Below are 17865 nucleotides of genomic sequence, written 5' to 3' on the forward strand. Positions count from 1 at the left end.
AAAATAAAATTATATCTGATCTTTTACGATAAGATTCCGCCAAACTTCAATAGATCTGTGTACGGCTTGTTTGGCAGCGGTAACATCTTTTTTCTTGATCGCATCGAGCATCTGTTCGTGCGGATTCATGGAATCAATAATTTGTTTCACGGGTTCTTCAATGCTTTGTCTGATGTAAGGCTTGAAATAATCTAAAACAAAATTGTATATTCGCTCAATTAATCTGTTCTTAGCAAATTTTGCTAAGAGATGATGAAATTCAAGATCACAATAGAGTACTTCATCACAGGTGTTTTTATTTTTGTAATAGTTCTTTTTCAGCTCACGAAAACGGATATTGCACGCAGAAAGGTCATCAATTACCGCCGAAGTTTGATTTTTAATTACAAGACCAACGATGTATTCTTCAAGCATCAGCCGTAAATCTTGCAATTCTTCGAAGGCCGGTTCCGAAAGAATAAAACTAAACAATAAGGGATCAAAAAGGATTTTTCCGCTGAAATCTTTAGAAATGTAGGTTCCGTCACCGCGCTTTATCTGAATAATGCCGAAGGCCGCTAAAATTTTCATTGCCTCGCGGATCGATCCTCTGCTGACAGAAAGCAGTCGGGACAAATCCATTTCTGAAGGTAGCTTCTCACCCGGCAAAAGCTTTTTTGTAAGAAGTGAATCTTTTATGTTATTGATAACATAGGTGACAGATGATTCTGTGTCTCGTGGTTCAAAAATATTTGCCAAGTTAGTGATTTTATCCGTATTTTCCATCATAATAGACCTACTTTTTTATTTATAGTTATTAAATATCTTATATCGCACTATAATTCATTGCAAGATATTATGAAGGAATTTTATAAAAAATATATGTGGAAGGGGAAGCTATGATGTTTATAACAATAATATTTATCAGATGAAAAAGAATTCATCTGATAAATATTATGGGGGGTAAGCAATTAGCAGTATTATTTATTTTCGTTGGGATGGAGCATAATATGGATGTTTTCATCAAGAATTTTATCATCCCATATTCGTTTCCAATCATCTCTGAGAACATATTTGTTACCGAGATCAATAGCTACCATGCAGGCATCGGAGACCTTGGCATTTAATTTGCCCAAAAAATTGGCAGTGAGATTATAAATATGTCCGGTAAGAAATGATTCAGCAGCTGCACGTGGTATGCCGCGTCGTTCAGCTTCCTTAACCGTTTCGGACATAGCATATAAGGTTGTTGCGCCAAGTATTTCGACAAGTGTAGGTTCAAGAAATGCAATATCACGGATACCCATAACATAGCTATTTACTACAGGGGAAAACATTGCTTCTCCGACTTTTCTTGCTTGATCAAATTTTTTATCATCGCCTTGAATTTTGGCCATAACGATGTCTTGTTTGCCGGCAATGCCGCCAAAGTAATCAGTTCTGGCTTCCGCTGTGTCCTGATCAAGAAAATAAGAAGGATGGCACGGATGGACGACAGCAAAAGTACAGTCATCACGCAATGCCAATTCTTTGGCTACCGCAGCAGCAGGATCAAGAATCATTAGTGTTTTTCCTGGAGTCATAAGTTTTACAACGTCTTCAGAAACTATGCGGATAAGGGTATCAGGAACGGCTAAAACGACAACGTCGGCTATCGGAACGGCCTTTTCCATAGCGGTAACATCAAGACCTCTGGACTTAATGCTTTCGATTCCGTGTGGAGATGTTTCACATAAATAAAGTTCAGCCCATTCAGAGTTCTTGGCTAGGTTATTGCTTACACGGGTCCCCATTTTTCCGCCGCCGCCGATTACTGTAACTTTCAATTTTTCACTCACTAAAAAGACTTCCTTTCAAGATAAAAGATAATTAATGTTTTTATTGGATACACTGCCGGCTATGATTATACCGGCAGTGCTGGAGCGCAGGGATTAAACAATTTCGCTGTATATGAAAATAAATAATACTTTTGGAATAGGGTATGGTTCATTTGTTTGTATATAAATTTTAATCAGATCAGATTATTCTGGAGGATGGACAAAACGGGCTGTTAATGGCAAAGTTCTTCAACAGCGGCTATGATATCGTCTATTGCCATGCCATAGTGATCAAGAACTTCTTCTGCGGCACCGCTGCTCGGAAAAATATCATGCAGCCCCACTCTCTTTATGTGCACTGGATAGTGTTCTGTACTGACGAGAGCGACGGCGTCAGCCAGACCGCCGATGATATTATGATCTTCAATAGTGACCGCTTTTCCACATTTGCGCAAAATATTTGTGATACCTTCACTATCAAGCGGCTTTAATGTCGGGACATCGACTAAAGTACCCTTTATACCTCTGTCATTAAGGCGACGGGCTGCCTCCATGGCACGGTTCATAAGCAGACCAGTTGAGAAAAGAACGACATCACTGCCATAGGATTCAATGACATTAATTTTACCAAACTCAAAATTATGAGATTCGGTAAAGACGCGATGCTCTCTGCCGCTTCCAGCACGGATATATACGGGACCGTCAATTTCGGCTGATGCTTTTACAGCCTGATACATCTGAGTATCATCGGCTGGAACAATAACTTTCATGTTAGGAATAGCACGCATAATAGCCAAATCTTCAAAAAATTGATGAGTTACTCCTTCCTTTTCTCCGGAAAAAATACCGCCGTTAATACCAATTATTTTTACGTTTAAATTTGTATAGGCAATAAATGTACGAATCTGTTCACAGGCTCGCATTGTCAAAAAACCGGCATAAGTAGCAATAAAAGGCATAAGACCTGTACTGGCCAGACCGGCCGCCATTGCTACCGAATTTTGTTCGGCTATACCCGCTTCAATGTAGCGTTGTGGATATTTTTCCGCAAATTCAGTGCATTTCATAGATTTCAAGGAATCTGCTGAAATAAACATAAGCTTATCATTGCCAGCATCAGCCAGTTCAGTTATTGCTTTGGCAAAAGCTTCTCTGGTTCCCTTATATTGGCACATATTAATCATCTCCTAATATTTTAATTGCTTCTTTCATTTGTTCTTCGGTAGGAACACGCTTATGCCAAGAATTGTCATTTTCCATAAACGGAAGGCCTTTGCCTTTTATCGTATTCATAATGATCATGGAGGGCTTGTCCTTACATAATTTGGCTTTGGTTATGGCATTGATAATTTCGTCAAAGTCATGACCTGGAATGATCTGACAGTTCCAGTTGAAGGATTCCCATTTATTAATAACAGATTCAAGGCCGCTTATATCTTGGATGCTGCCGCCGCTTTGCCATCCGTTGTGATCGAGAAAAGCAATAAGGTGATTGAGTTTATATTTACTAGCAGCCATTGCTGATTCCCAAATAAGTCCTTCTTCGCATTCTCCGTCACCGATGACAGCATAGGTATAAAAATCCTTTTGCTGATATCTGGCAGCCAATGCCATTCCGACAGCCATGCCGAGACCGTTGCCAAGCGAGCCAGAAGTGATATCTATGCCTGGGGTTTTGTTCATATCGGGATGACCTTGAAGAATAGATCCGTATTTGCGCAAACCATGCAGTTCATCTACTGAAAAATAACCTTTTCTGGCTAATGCCGCATAGAGTACCGTACAGGCATGCCCTTTGGAAAGAACAAAACGATCACGATCCTCCCAAGAAGGGTTTTTGGGATCTATTCGCATTTCTTTGAAATACAAAACCGTAATTAAATCAGCGATAGAAAATGCCGGACCGGGATGACCGTCTTTTGCCTCATACACCATATTCATCACATCAAGCCTGAGTCGGTGAGAAACATCCTGCAAATTATTAATTGTCATATTGCTCATAATGTGCACCTCATCATTTTTATAATAAACATCATACGTCTAACGTCTTATGCAAATATAACACTATTTTATATATATTTCAAGATATTCACATAAAAAAAAATATATATAATTTTTAGAAAAATTAATTGACTTGAGTTTCACACCCATAGTATACTATACAACAAACATCCGACGTCTAATGACATATTAATTATTCAGCAATGAGGTAGTAGTTTTGAAAAGGAGCAGTATTATGTTAGAAAATGTTTCACAAATTGACGAAGAAAAAATTATTCGCAAACTTCGTTGGCGCCTGATTCCGTTTCTTTTTATTATTTATGTTGTGTCGATGATGGATCGTGTTAATATCAGTTTTGCAGCATTGGATATGAATAAGGAGCTGGGAATATCGGCTACAGTATTTGGATTGATTGCAGGGATATTTTTTGTTGCTTATTTTTTCTTTGAAATTCCAAGCAATATCATGATGCATAAAGTCGGCTGTCGACGTTGGATAGCTCGTATATTGATTACTTGGGGAATAGTCACAGTTCTTACGGGATTTATTCATTCAGCCATGCAATTAGGGATTATGCGTATTTTGCTGGGGATTGCTGAGGCTGGATTTTATCCGGGGATGATACTTTATATTACGTTGTGGTTTCCTTCAAAGTATATAAGCAAGACACTGGCATTTTTTATGACAGGTATGGCACTTAATAATATTATTACAGGGCCGATGTCAACCTATATCATGCAAAATGTGAACTGGCTGGGAATGTCAGGTTGGCGCTGGTTGTTTATCATTGAAGGAATTCCTGCTGTTATTTGTGGATTTATTACATTGTTTTGGCTGGTCGACAGACCGGAACAGGCCAAATTTTTGACTGATAAAGAAAAAAGCTGGCTTACACAACAGCTGAAATTGGAGTGTGAAGCAAAAAGGTCTACTTCAAATTTATCTATTGGCAAAATACTAAAAAACGGACGGGTATGGCATATGGCTGTTATATGGTTTGGTTATGTATGTGCAATGTATGGTCTGAGCATGTGGGTGCCGCAGATTATTAAATCACTTGGGCAATCCTTTTCCAATGTGCAGGTAGGCCTGATTTCTACTATACCTTATTTTGTAGGTGTAATTTGTATGGTTGCTGTTGGCAGGCATTCAGATAGGGCTATGGAGCGCCGCATGCATGTCGGTGTGCCGATTTTGTTTTCAGCGATAGGTTTATTGGCTTTAACGGTAACTAATAATATAGTTATAAGTTTATTTTGGATCGCTGTCAGCACGGCGGGGCTTTATGGTTTTGCTGGCAGTTATTGGTCACTGCCGAGTGCATTTTTATCTGAAGCATCGGCCGCTGTCGGGATTGCGTTTATTAATTCTTTTGGTAATCTGGGAGGGTTCGTTGGGCCTTATGCAGTGGGGTATATTAAGGATATTACCGGAACGATTAATTCAGGGATGTATCTTTTAGCGGCTTTTGCAGTAATCGCAGGAATAGCTACAATTTTAGTACCCAAAAAACTTGTAGAAATTAGGAGTAATGAAATACGAACAGAGATAAAAATAAAAGAGATGATAGAATAAAACTTGCTGCAGGAGTGTATTCCCAAAAGGCGGTCATGCTTAAAGAAATAGCGTAATGGATATATGGTTTTATTTAATCGACAAATACCTCATTGCAAAATTTTGCAATGAGGTATTTGTGTTGCAGTTCATCTTAGGGATGGTAATAAAATTTTTCAAGCACGCAAAGAGGCATTACAATTTTTCTGCAGTGCTTCCACAATATTTTGAAAAGCAGCGTCTATTTCCGCATCAGTTAATGTTTTGTCATTGGCCTGAAAGGTCAGAGAGAAGGCCAGACTTTTTTTGCTGCCTTCTATTTGTTTGCCTTCATAAACATCAAATAAATCAAGGGATGATAGATATTGCCCAGCTGATTTAGTGATGGTTTTTTCAATGATTCCGGCCTCTACAGAAGTATCAACAAGTATGGCAAGATCACGGGAGGTTGAAGGATATTTGGGTAATGGTCTGCTTTTTATGGTTTTGGCTGTGTATTTCATCAAAATATCTATGTCGGCAGTGAAAATGTAAACCGGTTTTGTTATACCGAAGGCTGAAGAAACAGACGGATGAAGTTCACCCACAGTGAAAACAGTATCGCGTCCCTTTTTGAAAACGGCAGTTTTTCCGGGGTGCATAGCAAATTGTTCTCCGGCTTCTATTGTGCATCGACTGATAGATAATTTTTGCAATAATTCTTCAATAATGCCCTTTGCATCATAAAAATCTGCGGGGGAATTATCTTCACTCCAGCTGAAGGTGTTTCTGCGGCCGGATATTGCTCCGGCGATTTCTAAATGTTCTGAGGGAAGTTCGGTGACAGGCAGAGCCTTCGGCAGAAAAATAGAACCGATTTCAAATATTTTTATGTCATTGTTTTTACGGGAAAAATTCCGTGTCAGATTTTCCATTACAGAAGTCAGCAGGCAGGTACGAACAAGCGGATATTCATCGGTAAGCGGATTCATGATAGGAATGGCATTGCGGATAAAATGATCGGCAGGTACATTCAGCTTATCCAAGATGGAGGGATGAGTAAAACTAAAGGAAACAGTTTCGCAAAGACCAAGGCTGACCATGATATTTTTGAGTTTATCCACAAAAGTTTGTTTATCCGACTGCTTTCCTTGTAAAGCCAGTCCGGACGGAAGTGTAGATTCTATTTTATCAAAACCGTAAATGCGGGATATTTCTTCAGAGATGTCCTGCATGCAGCTTATGTCACCGCGCCATGAAGGAATAAAGGCAGTTATAATGCCATTTTTTTCTTCGGTTTTTATTTCAAGCTTTCGAAGAATGTCGACCATAATCCGGCTGTCAAGGCCGGTTCCCAGATGTTTGTTTATTGCTTCTGCCGTAAAATCTATTGTGACGGGTTTTTTCTTTTCCGGATATACATCAAGGACACCTGTTACGGCAGCACAAGTTACATCCATCTGTGTGAGCAGCTGTGCGGCCCGGTCAAGTGCACGGATGGTATTTTCTATGTCGGTGCCGCGTTCAAAACGCCCCGAAGCTTCAGAAATAAGACCGCAGGAGCGGGCAGTGCGACGTATTCCGGCTCCGTAAAATTTTGCGGCTTCCAGTACAACAGTGGTGGTTTTATCAGTTATCTCCGTTTCAAATCCACCCATAATACCTGCGAGTCCGGCCGCCTTTTCAGTGTCTGCTATGACGAGCATATCTTTTTTTGCTTTGCGTGAAGTGTCATCAAGTGTGTGAAGCAGTTCACCTTCTATACTGCGTCTGGCGATAAGCTTGTGTCCCTTTATCGCATCATAATCATAGGCATGGAGCGGCTGCCCCAGTTCGATCATAACAAAATTGGTCACATCGACAACATTATTTATAGAACGGATCCCTGCGCCTTCAAGACGCTGCTGCATCCATTCAGGAGAGGGCCCGACCTTTATGTTTTTGAGCATACGGCAGGAAAAACGCGGGCAAAGATCTTGGTCTGCAATCTCGATTGAGATAAGATCATTTATTTTGTCAGAGGAGTTTTCTTTTAACGTGATAACAGGCCATTTTGCTTTATTGCCGGTTAATGCAGCTATTTCACGCACCAGACCAAAAACGCTGAAGCAATCGCTTCTGTTGGCGGTAAGCTCAAATTCTAAAATTACATCATTCAATCCCAGCAGATCCTTTACAGGCATACCAATAAGAGTATCTGGCGGGAGAATATATATACCGGTTTTCTGATCGTCAGGCAAAGCTTCAAGATCCAGCTTTAATTCCTGTGCGGAACAAAGCATACCGTAGGACATTACGCCGCGCAGCTTTCCTTTTGATATTTTCATACCATTGGGTAAGTGAGCGCCGATCATGGCAACGGGGACGATTTGTCCTTGTGCCACATTTTTTGCTCCCGTGACTATTATTATATTTTCATCGGCACCGACATTTATAGTGCATATCTGCAGATGATCTGAATTTTCGTGCGGCTTCAGTTCTTCAATACGTCCTGTAACCACTTTTTCCAGTCCGATTCCCGGATCAATTATATTTTCTACGGGAACACCTGCCATTGTCAGCATATCAGCAAGTTTTTCCGGTGTTTCCTTGAAATCTATGTAATCTTTCAGCCATTTTATGGATACCTGCATGTATGATAATCTCCTTTTCCTTTAAAATTGTTTTAAGAAACGTGCATCATTGTCAAAAAATAAACGCAGATCTTCTATTCCATAAGAAAGCATTGCTATGCGTTCGACACCGAGGCCGAAAGCAAAACCGCTGACTTTATGGGGATCGTAGCCGCTCATTTCCAATACATGCGGATGGACCATGCCTGAACCTAAAATTTCCAGCCAGCCAGTACCTTTGCAGACACGGCAGCCCTTGCCGTGACACATCACACATGTTATATCGACCTCGGCACTTGGTTCCGTGAAAGGGAAGAAGCTGGGACGAAAGCGCAGATCAAGATCATCGCTGAACAGCTGACGCATAGCTGTCGTAAGAGTGCCCTTAAGATCGGAAAAACTGATATTTTTATCTATACATAGTCCTTCGACCTGCGTAAACATGGGAGAATGTGTGGCATCATAATCATCGCGGCGAAAAACACGGCCTGGTGCTATTATGCGTATGGGGCTGTTGGGTTCGTGAGCTTGCATGGTTCGTGCCTGGACAGGAGATGTTTGTGTGCGCATCAGAATATCTTCAGTTATATAGAAAGAATCCTGCATATCACGTGCGGGGTGATCTTTTGGCAGATTCAAAGCTTCAAAATTGAAATAATCAGTTTCTATCTGAGGACCTTCCGCTATAGAGTAGCCCATGTTTCTGAATATACATTTAAGTTTATTTAAAGTCAGTGTGAGCGGATGCAGATGACCTATTTCGTGGCGGCGTCCGGGAAGTGTCACATCTATTTTTTCTGTTGCAAGACGATTGGAAAGTTCATCGGCCTTTAAGGCAGACTGTCTGTTCTCTAATGATGCTTCCAGTTCACTGCGAACGTCGTTGACTAATTGGCCGATACGCGGTCTGTCTTCCGGGCTTACTTTACCCATACCGCGCAGAATAGCGGTCAGGGAACCTTTTTTACCAAGATACTTTACTCTTTGTTCATTGAGTTCGTTGAGATCACCGGCAGCTTTTATGGCTGTCAGAGCGTCTTCTTTAATTTGGGTTAATTGCTGTTCCAAAATGATGCCTCCTGATGAAATTGAATATATTCAGATAAAATAAAAACCTCCGCCCTGCAAGGGGCGAAGGTAAAAATTCGCGGTACCACCCTAATTGATACTTTAAATGCGTTAACGCCGCCGGCGCCGCTGCTATATAAATAAGTCAGAGCTGCAGACATGACAGCGAATGTCGTGCCAAAAGCTTGTCTCAATTTTCACTGCGGGACTCAAAAGTGAACTTCTGTTCGGTTTTTTGGCATTGCTCTCAGCTAAAACAATACTTTCTGTGCAAAAGGAAGGAACATACTCTCTTTATCATCGTCAATAATAGCTGTATGATATGCAGTAATAAATAAATCAATGCATTAACAAAAAGTATATCATAAAAAGGAATGGAAGACAATCGACGTCAATTTGCTTTTTCTGCTTCCTGTTCTTTATAGGGGATTTCTTTTTTTGCCAGTCTGAAGAAATAATACACTGCCAGAAGAGCACAGAATATCCAGCCGATGATCAGTGACAGCCTCGTATCGTTATTGAGCCACATGCCGATTGTTACGAGAATAAGGAAGATTATGCAGAAGCAGTTGCTGTAAGGATAGAGAAGTGACTTGAAAGGATGCTGTTCCATAACTTTTTTCCCATATTTCCGGCGGAAATTTTTTTGAGCTATCGCCAGTACAAACCAGGCAATCATGCCGGGGAAAACACTGGCGCTGTATATATAGAGAAATAACTTTGAATTGGGGATCAAATAATTTAGAACGACACCGAGAATTAAGAGCGTCATCGTGAAAATAATGGAATTTTGCGGAATGCCGGATTTTGATAATTTCCCGAACCATTTTGGTGCCTGATTATTTTCTGATAATGTATAGAGCATACGTCCGGCACTGTAAATACCGCTGTTACAGCCTGAAAGAGCGGCCGTCAATACTACGAAATTGATTATGCCGGCTGCTGCCGGTATGCCTATCTTAGCAAAAATTGTTACAAAAGGACTGCCAAGCATATCAAGCTGGTTCCAGGGATAAATCGTGATAACAATAAAAATAGCGCCGATATAGAAAATAAGTATTCTCCATACTATACCTTTTATGGCTTTTTTTAATGTTTCGCGAGGATTCTGCGCTTCACCCGCAGTTATGCCGACGAGTTCCACCCCTTGAAAAGAAGCAGTTACAATGCACAGGGCAGTGAGCATTCCTGACATGCCATTTGGCAGAAAGCCGCCGTGGGACCAGAGATTGGCAAAACCGAGAGGCTGTCCGCCATAACCAAAACCAAAAAGAATGACGCCGAAGCCTACTATTATCATTACGATAATGGTAATTATTTTTATTATGGAGAACCAAAATTCAAATTCTCCATAATATTTAACTGCTGCCATATTGGCCAGGGCAACGATGAGCATGCCGCCGAATGCCGATATCCATTGGGGAATAAAGGGAAGCCAGTATTTTACATAAATGCCGATGGCCGTTATTTCCGACAGACCGACTGCTACCCATAAAAACCAATAGCACCATGCTGTCAGATATCCGGCAAAGGGATGAATATACTTGTAGCCATAAGAAGCAAAAGATCCGGTAACCGGTTCCAGATAAAGCATTTCTCCCATGATGCGCATTATGAAAAAAATAACAAGACCGGCAACTCCGTAGCAAAAAAGTACAGACGGACCGGCAGTCTGGATAGTACTGGCTGATCCCATGAAAAGTCCCACACCTATTGTTCCGCCCAGAGCGATCATTTCCACGTGGCGCGCTTTGAGATTGCGCTGCAAACTTTTTTCTTCCATCATTTCACCTTAATTTATGCAAACTTCGCAAATATAATACGGGATGCATTTTACTATGCACAACAGGATGAGCAATACGTAATTTGCACAAAATAAGGGAAAATACGGTACAGCTCATAGAGAAAACAGTAAATACGAAGTTCGCTTTATTTATTGAAGCATAAATTTAGTAGTTTTAGAGTACGATTTTACTGAAATCGGCAGTTGCCTTGATCAAATTATCAATATTTTTCAACAAGGCAAGACGATTATTTTTAATTTTTTCGTCTTTATCCATGACCATTACTGCATCGAAGAAGCGATCAATGGGAGCAGAAAGAAGTGCCAATTTATCTATAACAGCATCATAATCATCACCTGATAGTCTGACGGCATCCTTTACCTTGCTGTAGTTTTGATATAATGTCGTTTCCTCAGGGCAGGTGAACAATGATTCGTCAATATTGAGAACATCTTGTTTGGCAATATTGCTGACTCGTACGAAGGATTGAACAATACCGGTGAGGTCGGCAGAAGTTAATTTGTTATCAAGAGACAGAGCTTTCTTATAAACGGCATAGATATCATTGATATTATTAAGAACAGAATCTACAATATCATAACGTATATTTGCCTCTGCCAGCACATTTTTCAAACGCAGTTTTATAAAATTTATGATATTGGCGGATAAATCTTTCTGCTTATCTTCATCTATAGAAAGCAGGTTTAATGATTCTTTTATAAAAGAATTCAGCGAAATATTCATTTTGGCATTGATGATAGTATTTACAATACCCAATGCCTGACGACGCAGAGCAAAAGGATCTTGCGAGCCCGTGGGGATGAGGCCGCGGCTGAAAGTAGCAGCTATCGTATCTATTTTATCGGCAAGACTGACCAGCTGCCCGGAAACGGTTGAAGGCAGCTTATCACCGGCGAAACGTGGCATATAATGTTCATCTATGGCCTTGGCTACTTCGTCACCTTCATTGTCGAGCAAGGCATACTCACGTCCCATTATTCCCTGCAGTTCTGTAAATTCGCATACCATGCCGGTGACTAAATCAGCTTTGGCAAGGAGCGCGGCACGCTCGGCGGATTTTTTTACAGAAGGGGCGGTTTTACATGCGTCAGCTAAATAAGCGGTCAATTTCTGCAGACGCAGAGCTTTGTCGTAAACACTGCCGAGTCCTTCCTGAAATACGACAGTTTTCAATTTGTCTAAATAATCGACAAGTTTTTTCTTCCTGTCTTCGTCAAAGAAAAATTGTGCATCGGCAAGACGTGCCCGCAGAACACGTTCATTGCCATGCTGAACTGTTGCTAAGGCATTGTCACCGCCATTTCGAATAGTAATAAACAATGGCAGCAGCTTTCCGGCGGCATCAGTGACAGGGAAGTAGCGTTGATGTTCACGCATAGGAGTGATAACTGCCTCTTTAGGTAAATTAAGATATTTTTCTTCAAATTTACCGCAAAGTGCAGTAGGATACTCAACAAGATATGTTACTTCCTCCAGTAAGTCTTCTGTTATTTGTGCGTGTCCGTTATTTTCTGCGGCGAGTCTGTTGATCTGTTCTTTAATCATATCACGGCGTTTATTTTGATCGACGATGATAAAAAGTTTTTTCATTGTCTTTTTGTAATCTGAAGCATTTTCTATGATATGCTCACCGTCACTTAAAAATCTGTGTCCGCGGGTTTTATTGCCGGAATGAACGTTTGCTGTTGTGAAAGGGATAACTTCGCTGTCAAAAAGAGCTACGATCCAGCGAATAGGGCGCACGAAGCGAAAATCAAGGGTTCCCCAGCGCATGTTTTTGGGAAAATTAAGACCTTCGATCAATTGCGGTAAAATTTCTGATAAAAGATCAATTGTACGGCTGCCGTGTTCGTGGACTACAGCATAAATATAGCCGTCTCTGACCGTAAGCTCGTTAACATCTATATTTTTGCCGCGGGCAAAACCAATGGCTGCTTTTGTCGGGTTATTATCATTATCAAATGCAATTTTTACGGAAGGTCCCTTATGCTCTGTGGAAATATCGGACTGCTTCTTTGCCAAGTCTTTTATAAGCAAAGCAAGGCGGCGCGGGGTGCCATAAGTTTTAGTTTCCGAAAAATCGATATGCAGCTCAGTAAATTTTTCTTCGGCTTTTTCTTTCAGCTGTTGTAAAATAGCAGGCATAAAATGGGCGGGTATTTCCTCGGTGCCTATTTCCATTAATAAATCTTTGCTCATCATTTGTCACCTCGTTTTAACATTGGATAGCCAAGATCCTCTCTTTGTTTCAAATAGCATTTTGCGCACAGGCGGGCAAGGTTTCTGACGCGACCGATAAATGCTGTACGTTCCGACACGCTTATAGCACCGCGGGCATCAAGCAGATTGAAAGTATGGGAACACTTTAATACATAATCGTAAGCAGGATGGACAAATCCCAGATTGATCACACGTACGGCTTCCTTTTCGTATTTGTCGAATAAATCGAAGAGAAGGGTGATATCGGCCAATTCAAAATTGTAGGTGGATTGCTCAAATTCGTTCTGCTTGAATACATCACCATAGGTGTAATTGCCGGACCAAACAATATCAAATACGTTTTCTTTTCCCTGGATATACATTGCCAAACGTTCAAGACCGTAAGTTATTTCTGAGGCTACCGGTTTTATATCAACACTGCCGACCTGCTGAAAATAAGTAAATTGCGTTATTTCCATGCCGTCAAGCCATACTTCCCAGCCGAGGCCCCAAGCACCCAGTGTGGGTGATTCCCAATTATCCTCAACAAAACGAATGTCGTGTTCTTCAGGATTGATGTTAAGCTTTTTCAGACTGGCTAAATATAGTTCCTGTATATTGTCAGGAGACGGTTTCATAATTACCTGGAACTGATGGTGCTGAAAAAGTCTGTTGGGATTTTCTCCGTAGCGTCCGTCGGCAGGGCGGCGGGATGGCTCCACATATGCAACATGCCACGGTTCGGGACCCAATACTCGTAAAAAAGTGGATGGGTTCATTGTGCCGGCACCCTTTTCTACATCATAAGCCTGAGCTAAAATACAGCCCTGGTCAGACCAAAATTTTTGCAATGTCAGGATAATTTCCTGAAATGTCATCAAAATAAAAACCTCCTTGATAAAATAAAATTTTAAAGCGAGAATTATGCGATTATTACTGTTTTTCAGGAAGATAGTAAAATAAAAATCCGTCCCTGTGATGTTGACATCACAGGGACGGATTCTTTTATAATCCGCGGTTCCACCCTGATTGGCAAATATGCCCGCTTTTAATATCCAATTTTTATGCTCACAGTCTGCCACCGGTTTCAGCGGCGTCTTTCACTGTCACGCCTCGCTTTATTTTGCAGCCGAATAATACTGTTCATCGCCAAACATTTTCAGTCTAGCAGATAAAATAATACTTGTCAATCAAAGATAAAATATTCTTTTAAATTAAAGAAGCGCGAAGCAGAGACTTTATTCAGAGTTTTCCGACCAGCGGTGAAGAAGTACTATAAAAATGTGATAGGATTACGGAAAAAGATTTTTGTACAGTCGATCTTTCAATAAATTTTAGAAGCCAACATGATTTTTGTAATCTTTGAACATAAGATATTTGGGCAGTACATCTTCCTCGACATCAGGTAAGCATAAAATGAACCTTGGCAGATGCAAATGCCAAGGTTCATAAAATAAACTATAAATTTTGATTCAGTAAAAAGTTTAGCCGGCAGGACGATCTTCATATAAATAAGATCAATGATGTGTTTACTGTTCAATCTAATTTCAAATTTATCTGCGCCATAACTTATCTGCTGCTGCGCTTAATTTTTTTTTGTTTTCATCAGTCAGCGCAGACAAGGGTTCCTTGCAATATTCCTGCATTGGCTTATGCATTTCCTTCATGGCCCATTTCATAACAGGATTGAAAGTGGAATTAATTTCATAGAAACTCATATATTTATCTATTTGCCGCTGCAGCTGCTTTATCCGTTCAAGATCTTCCTGCCGGAGAGATTCTATAACTTCATGGCACAGTTTGGGATAAACATTGGAAATAGCTCCTATGCAGCCGTTGCCGCCGGATATTACGGAGGCAATGCAGTTATTGTCGTATCCGGTAAAAATTTTGAAATCGGGATAATTGGGCTTGATATCCTGTATATATTTTTGGGTATGGCGCAGCACAGGATGGGTATCTTTTACGCCGACAAGATTTTTGTGCTTTGCCAGGAGTCGCAGAATAGTGCCGCTGGATACATCATAGCCTGTCCGATCGGCATAATTGTAAATGAGAACATTGCCGTTTATTTTGTTGAGTATATCATCATAGTAATCGAATATATCTTCTTGGCTGCAGGCACTGTAATAAGGTCCTACTATGATTGCTGCATCGGCACCTGCTGACAGAACCTCATTTGACAAACTGATTGTTTCGGATTTAGCCATACGTCCTGTGCCGGCAAGGACAATTACCCGGTGATCGATATATTTTACGGCATCAAGAAGCAGTGACTTGATTTCATCATAGGTAAAGGCATAGAATTCACCGGCACTGCCGCCGCTTAAAACACCATCTATCCCGGCTTCTACAAGTCCGTCATATAGTACGTGCATATCCTCATAAATCACACTGCCAGATTCATTTATTGACGTTAAAATAGGACATATATATTTGCACTCCATAAATTTTAGTCTCCCTTTGGTATTTTTTTGTTTAGATCATATACGGGCTGCATATCAGCCCACCATTCATCCTTAGCGGCACCTTCTATGCGTGTTTGGCATGGATCTGTTTCCTTCCACCATTGTATGGTTTCGGGATCATGTGCCATCTTTTCCATATCGTATTCATAGTCATCACCGCAGTATTCCATGATTGAAAAAAGCAGATCATCACGATTGAAGATTTTGTATTGGTTTATGCCGCACTGCCTGATCATTTCATTTACACTCGGATAAGGAGAGGCATGCAGTTTTTTATAATATGATGCTTTTTCAGTCCGAAGGCGTATGACACTGGCCCTGATCTGAGGTTTATTGATTTTATATAGTTTCTTTGCATTTTTGCTGAAAAAATCGGCATTATCATTAAAATATTTTCTTAATGTGTTTAAATGTTCATCAAAAGATGAATAAAGACTGATAACAGGAAAATTTGAAGCATAGAGTAGTCTTGAGGTACGGAAAATGCTTGTCAGAAAATCAAGCAGTTTTTTCAGAAATACTGTATCACCGGTGGGAAAACCGGAAACTTTGCAATATACATTTGGCAGGCTTGCCAGCTTTTTCATGATTTGCTGATAATCGGTATTAAATTCTGTTATATTGCCGCAATGATTGATAACTGCCTTTACCTGAGGTACGGAAGAAAGAGCTTTATGCAGATCTGTCAGCTCTTCCACTCGGTTGCAGCTTTCAAAAATCAGATCATTGTCCGCCAAAATTTCAAGACCCTCGATAAAATCTTTTTTCAAGCAGCGCCCACGCGGTGACTGCACAGTGTGAAGCGGTTCTCTGACACCTGCCACACCTAAAGGCAGCCGCATGCTTTTGCATAACTGTGCCCGCATTATTTTGGCGAGTATCAGAGGGTGATTAAGGTTGAATATAAATTCATCTTCTTTTGCGGTATTATCACAGTCTACCTCTACGTAGACACCTCCTTTGAAAAGCACATCATGATTGCCGTAGATTTTGCAAAGATTGTCCATAGTATAGTTTTTTTTCAATGACGGGTAAGCTTCAAGCCAGGGCAGATTTAAAACATTTAAATCCCAGATATGAAAATGACTGTCTACAATTTCCAGCATTTTGCCCACTCCTTATACTTCAACTTGATGGTGTTCAGCCGCATCAAGTTCGATACTGCAGCCTTTGAAACTGTACCATGTAACAAACAAATAACAGGGAGCTAAAAGCAGGTATCCGGCTGCAGTACCAAAATTATCTGCCACATGTCCCATGAAAAAAGGCATTATAGCACCACCAACGATACTCATAATGATTATGCTGGAAGCCGTTTTTACGAGATTTTCCGGTATATGCACAATGCTTAACGCAAAAATAGTCGGGAAACTGATCGACATGAAGAAAAAAGAAGCAATAAGTAAAAATACGCTTACGCTGCCCGATGTGATGTTGAGGAGCAACATTATAAATACATTTATTATAGAATATATACCGAGTATTTTACTGGCACTGAATTTTTTCATCAATGGAGTGGTTACTATTCTGCCTGCCATAAAGGCGATCAAGGCTATACCGAAAAAATAAGCTGCTTTACTGTCCGACAACCCGTGCCAATGCTCAACACTATAATTTATAAAAAATGCTCCGGCTCCCACTTGTGCTGCAATATAGAAAAATTGTGCCATAGCACCCAGCCGGAAATGACGGTAACCGAAAAGCTGTCCATATGTCCCACTGCCCTTTGCCGCGTCTTCACCCCCGGATATTTCGGAACCTTCAGGGAGTTTTACTGCCAGAAAAGTTATGAGCAAACATATGACTATGGCTGCTATTCCGACATAGACCATTTGGACATTGCGCATATTTGCGGCAATATCGGAACCGTTGGCAATAGACAAAAATAAGCTGCCGCCTATTATCGGGCCGATGAACTGCCCTACACCGTTGAAACTCTGGGCTACGTTTATACGAAAAGCCGCATCCTCATCGTGACCAAGTTTTGTTATATATGGATTGGCATTCGTTTCCAGACTGGCAAGACCGCAGGCAAGAATAAAAAACGCGCCGAGAAACATATAAAAACTGTGTACATTACTTGCCGGTATGATCAATAACGCTCCTACGGCATACAAAAACAAACCCATAATGATGCCGCCTTTAAAACCGTACTTTTTTGCTACCAGCGATGCCGGTGTGGCAAATACGAAATATCCGCCGAAATAAGCTGCCTGTAAAAGTCCGGAAGTGGCTTTGGTTATGCCGAGCTGGTTCTGGAAATTCTTATTCATTACATCAAGCAGCCCATAACTCAGACCCCATAAAAAAAATAAGGTAGTGACCAGACAAAAAGCTATTTTTATACTTTTGCTGCTTATTTTATTTTCCATTTTTCCTTCC

General features: G+C 40.7%; 13 protein-coding genes. 1 reads left to right on the forward strand and 12 read right to left on the reverse strand.

Translation table 11 applies throughout. The features are described 5' to 3' along the window. Positions 1-9: 9 nt before the first annotated feature. From NXG61_RS07530 to NXG61_RS07545, 4 genes are all read right to left on the reverse strand, one after another. Positions 10-768 carry a FadR/GntR family transcriptional regulator gene (locus tag NXG61_RS07530; RefSeq protein ID WP_307224687.1) on the reverse strand — a complete coding sequence of 253 codons (759 nt, stop codon included), beginning with the start codon at positions 766-768 and terminating at the stop codon, positions 10-12. Between the two features lie 191 nt (positions 769-959). Continuing rightward, positions 960-1817 carry a phosphogluconate dehydrogenase C-terminal domain-containing protein gene (locus tag NXG61_RS07535; protein ID WP_307224686.1) on the reverse strand — a complete coding sequence of 286 codons (858 nt, stop codon included), beginning with the start codon at positions 1815-1817 and terminating at the stop codon, positions 960-962. Between the two features lie 212 nt (positions 1818-2029). After that, on the reverse strand, positions 2030-2971 hold the full coding sequence (locus tag NXG61_RS07540) for a transketolase family protein (RefSeq protein WP_307224685.1): 942 nt from the start codon (positions 2969-2971) through the stop codon (positions 2030-2032). Between the two features lies 1 nt (position 2972). Next, positions 2973-3797, reverse strand: a complete 825-nt coding sequence (locus tag NXG61_RS07545) for a transketolase (protein WP_307224683.1) — start codon at positions 3795-3797, stop codon at positions 2973-2975. 235 nt (positions 3798-4032) lie between these two features. On the opposite strand from NXG61_RS07545, the gene NXG61_RS07550 reads away from it, so the two are divergent. Beyond that, on the forward strand, positions 4033-5373 hold the full coding sequence (locus NXG61_RS07550) for an MFS transporter (RefSeq protein ID WP_307224680.1): 1341 nt from the start codon (positions 4033-4035) through the stop codon (positions 5371-5373). A 155-nt stretch (positions 5374-5528) separates the two neighbouring features. On the opposite strand, the gene pheT is transcribed toward NXG61_RS07550, so the two are convergent. From pheT to NXG61_RS07590, 8 genes are all read right to left on the reverse strand, one after another. Beyond that, the gene (pheT, locus tag NXG61_RS07555; protein ID WP_307224678.1) at positions 5529-7964 is read right to left on the reverse strand and encodes a phenylalanine--tRNA ligase subunit beta; all 2436 of its coding nucleotides are present in this window, start codon (positions 7962-7964) and stop codon (positions 5529-5531) included. 21 nt (positions 7965-7985) lie between these two features. After that, positions 7986-9011, reverse strand: coding sequence for a phenylalanine--tRNA ligase subunit alpha (gene pheS, locus NXG61_RS07560; protein WP_307224676.1), 1026 nt, complete (start codon positions 9009-9011; stop codon positions 7986-7988). 391 nt (positions 9012-9402) lie between these two features. Next, positions 9403-10794 carry an amino acid permease gene (locus NXG61_RS07565; protein ID WP_432748895.1) on the reverse strand — a complete coding sequence of 464 codons (1392 nt, stop codon included), beginning with the start codon at positions 10792-10794 and terminating at the stop codon, positions 9403-9405. Between the two features lie 175 nt (positions 10795-10969). Beyond that, entirely contained in the window at positions 10970-13015 is a 2046-nt protein-coding gene (gene glyS, locus NXG61_RS07570) for a glycine--tRNA ligase subunit beta (protein WP_307224708.1), read from the reverse strand. Further along, complete coding sequence (gene glyQ, locus NXG61_RS07575) at positions 13015-13893, reverse strand: glycine--tRNA ligase subunit alpha (RefSeq protein WP_307224707.1); 879 nt, start codon at positions 13891-13893, stop codon at positions 13015-13017. The genes glyS and glyQ overlap by 1 nt, the downstream gene beginning before the upstream one ends. Before the next feature lie 675 nt (positions 13894-14568). Beyond that, positions 14569-15462: a dihydrodipicolinate synthase family protein gene (locus tag NXG61_RS07580; protein WP_307224672.1), complete on the reverse strand. Its 894-nt coding sequence runs from the start codon at positions 15460-15462 to the stop codon at positions 14569-14571. A 5-nt stretch (positions 15463-15467) separates the two neighbouring features. Continuing rightward, complete coding sequence (locus tag NXG61_RS07585) at positions 15468-16589, reverse strand: L-rhamnose mutarotase (RefSeq protein WP_307224670.1); 1122 nt, start codon at positions 16587-16589, stop codon at positions 15468-15470. A 12-nt stretch (positions 16590-16601) separates the two neighbouring features. Next, the gene (locus NXG61_RS07590) at positions 16602-17855 is read right to left on the reverse strand and encodes a sugar MFS transporter (RefSeq protein ID WP_307224668.1); all 1254 of its coding nucleotides are present in this window, start codon (positions 17853-17855) and stop codon (positions 16602-16604) included. Positions 17856-17865 lie beyond the last annotated feature (10 nt).

Origin of the sequence: Pectinatus haikarae (assembly GCF_050916305.1) — a bacterium.
Classification (GTDB): domain Bacteria; phylum Bacillota; class Negativicutes; order Selenomonadales; family Selenomonadaceae; genus Pectinatus; species Pectinatus haikarae.

Excerpts from the sequence above, each read along its gene's own strand:
- NXG61_RS07580 (WP_307224672.1), bottom strand. The coding sequence starts at position 15,462 with ATGGAGTGCAAATATATATGTCCTATTTTAACGTCAATAAATGAATCT.
- NXG61_RS07550 (WP_307224680.1), top strand. The coding sequence starts at position 4,033 with ATGTTAGAAAATGTTTCACAAATTGACGAAGAAAAAATTATTCGCAAA.
- NXG61_RS07585 (WP_307224670.1), bottom strand. The coding sequence starts at position 16,589 with ATGCTGGAAATTGTAGACAGTCATTTTCATATCTGGGATTTAAATGTT.
- NXG61_RS07530 (WP_307224687.1), bottom strand. The coding sequence starts at position 768 with ATGATGGAAAATACGGATAAAATCACTAACTTGGCAAATATTTTTGAA.
- NXG61_RS07590 (WP_307224668.1), bottom strand. The coding sequence starts at position 17,855 with ATGGAAAATAAAATAAGCAGCAAAAGTATAAAAATAGCTTTTTGTCTG.
- glyS (WP_307224708.1), bottom strand. The coding sequence starts at position 13,015 with ATGAGCAAAGATTTATTAATGGAAATAGGCACCGAGGAAATACCCGCC.
- NXG61_RS07545 (WP_307224683.1), bottom strand. The coding sequence starts at position 3,797 with ATGAGCAATATGACAATTAATAATTTGCAGGATGTTTCTCACCGACTC.
- NXG61_RS07565 (WP_432748895.1), bottom strand. The coding sequence starts at position 10,794 with ATGGAAGAAAAAAGTTTGCAGCGCAATCTCAAAGCGCGCCACGTGGAA.
- NXG61_RS07540 (WP_307224685.1), bottom strand. The coding sequence starts at position 2,971 with ATGTGCCAATATAAGGGAACCAGAGAAGCTTTTGCCAAAGCAATAACT.
- glyQ (WP_307224707.1), bottom strand. The coding sequence starts at position 13,893 with ATGACATTTCAGGAAATTATCCTGACATTGCAAAAATTTTGGTCTGAC.
- pheT (WP_307224678.1), bottom strand. The coding sequence starts at position 7,964 with ATGCAGGTATCCATAAAATGGCTGAAAGATTACATAGATTTCAAGGAA.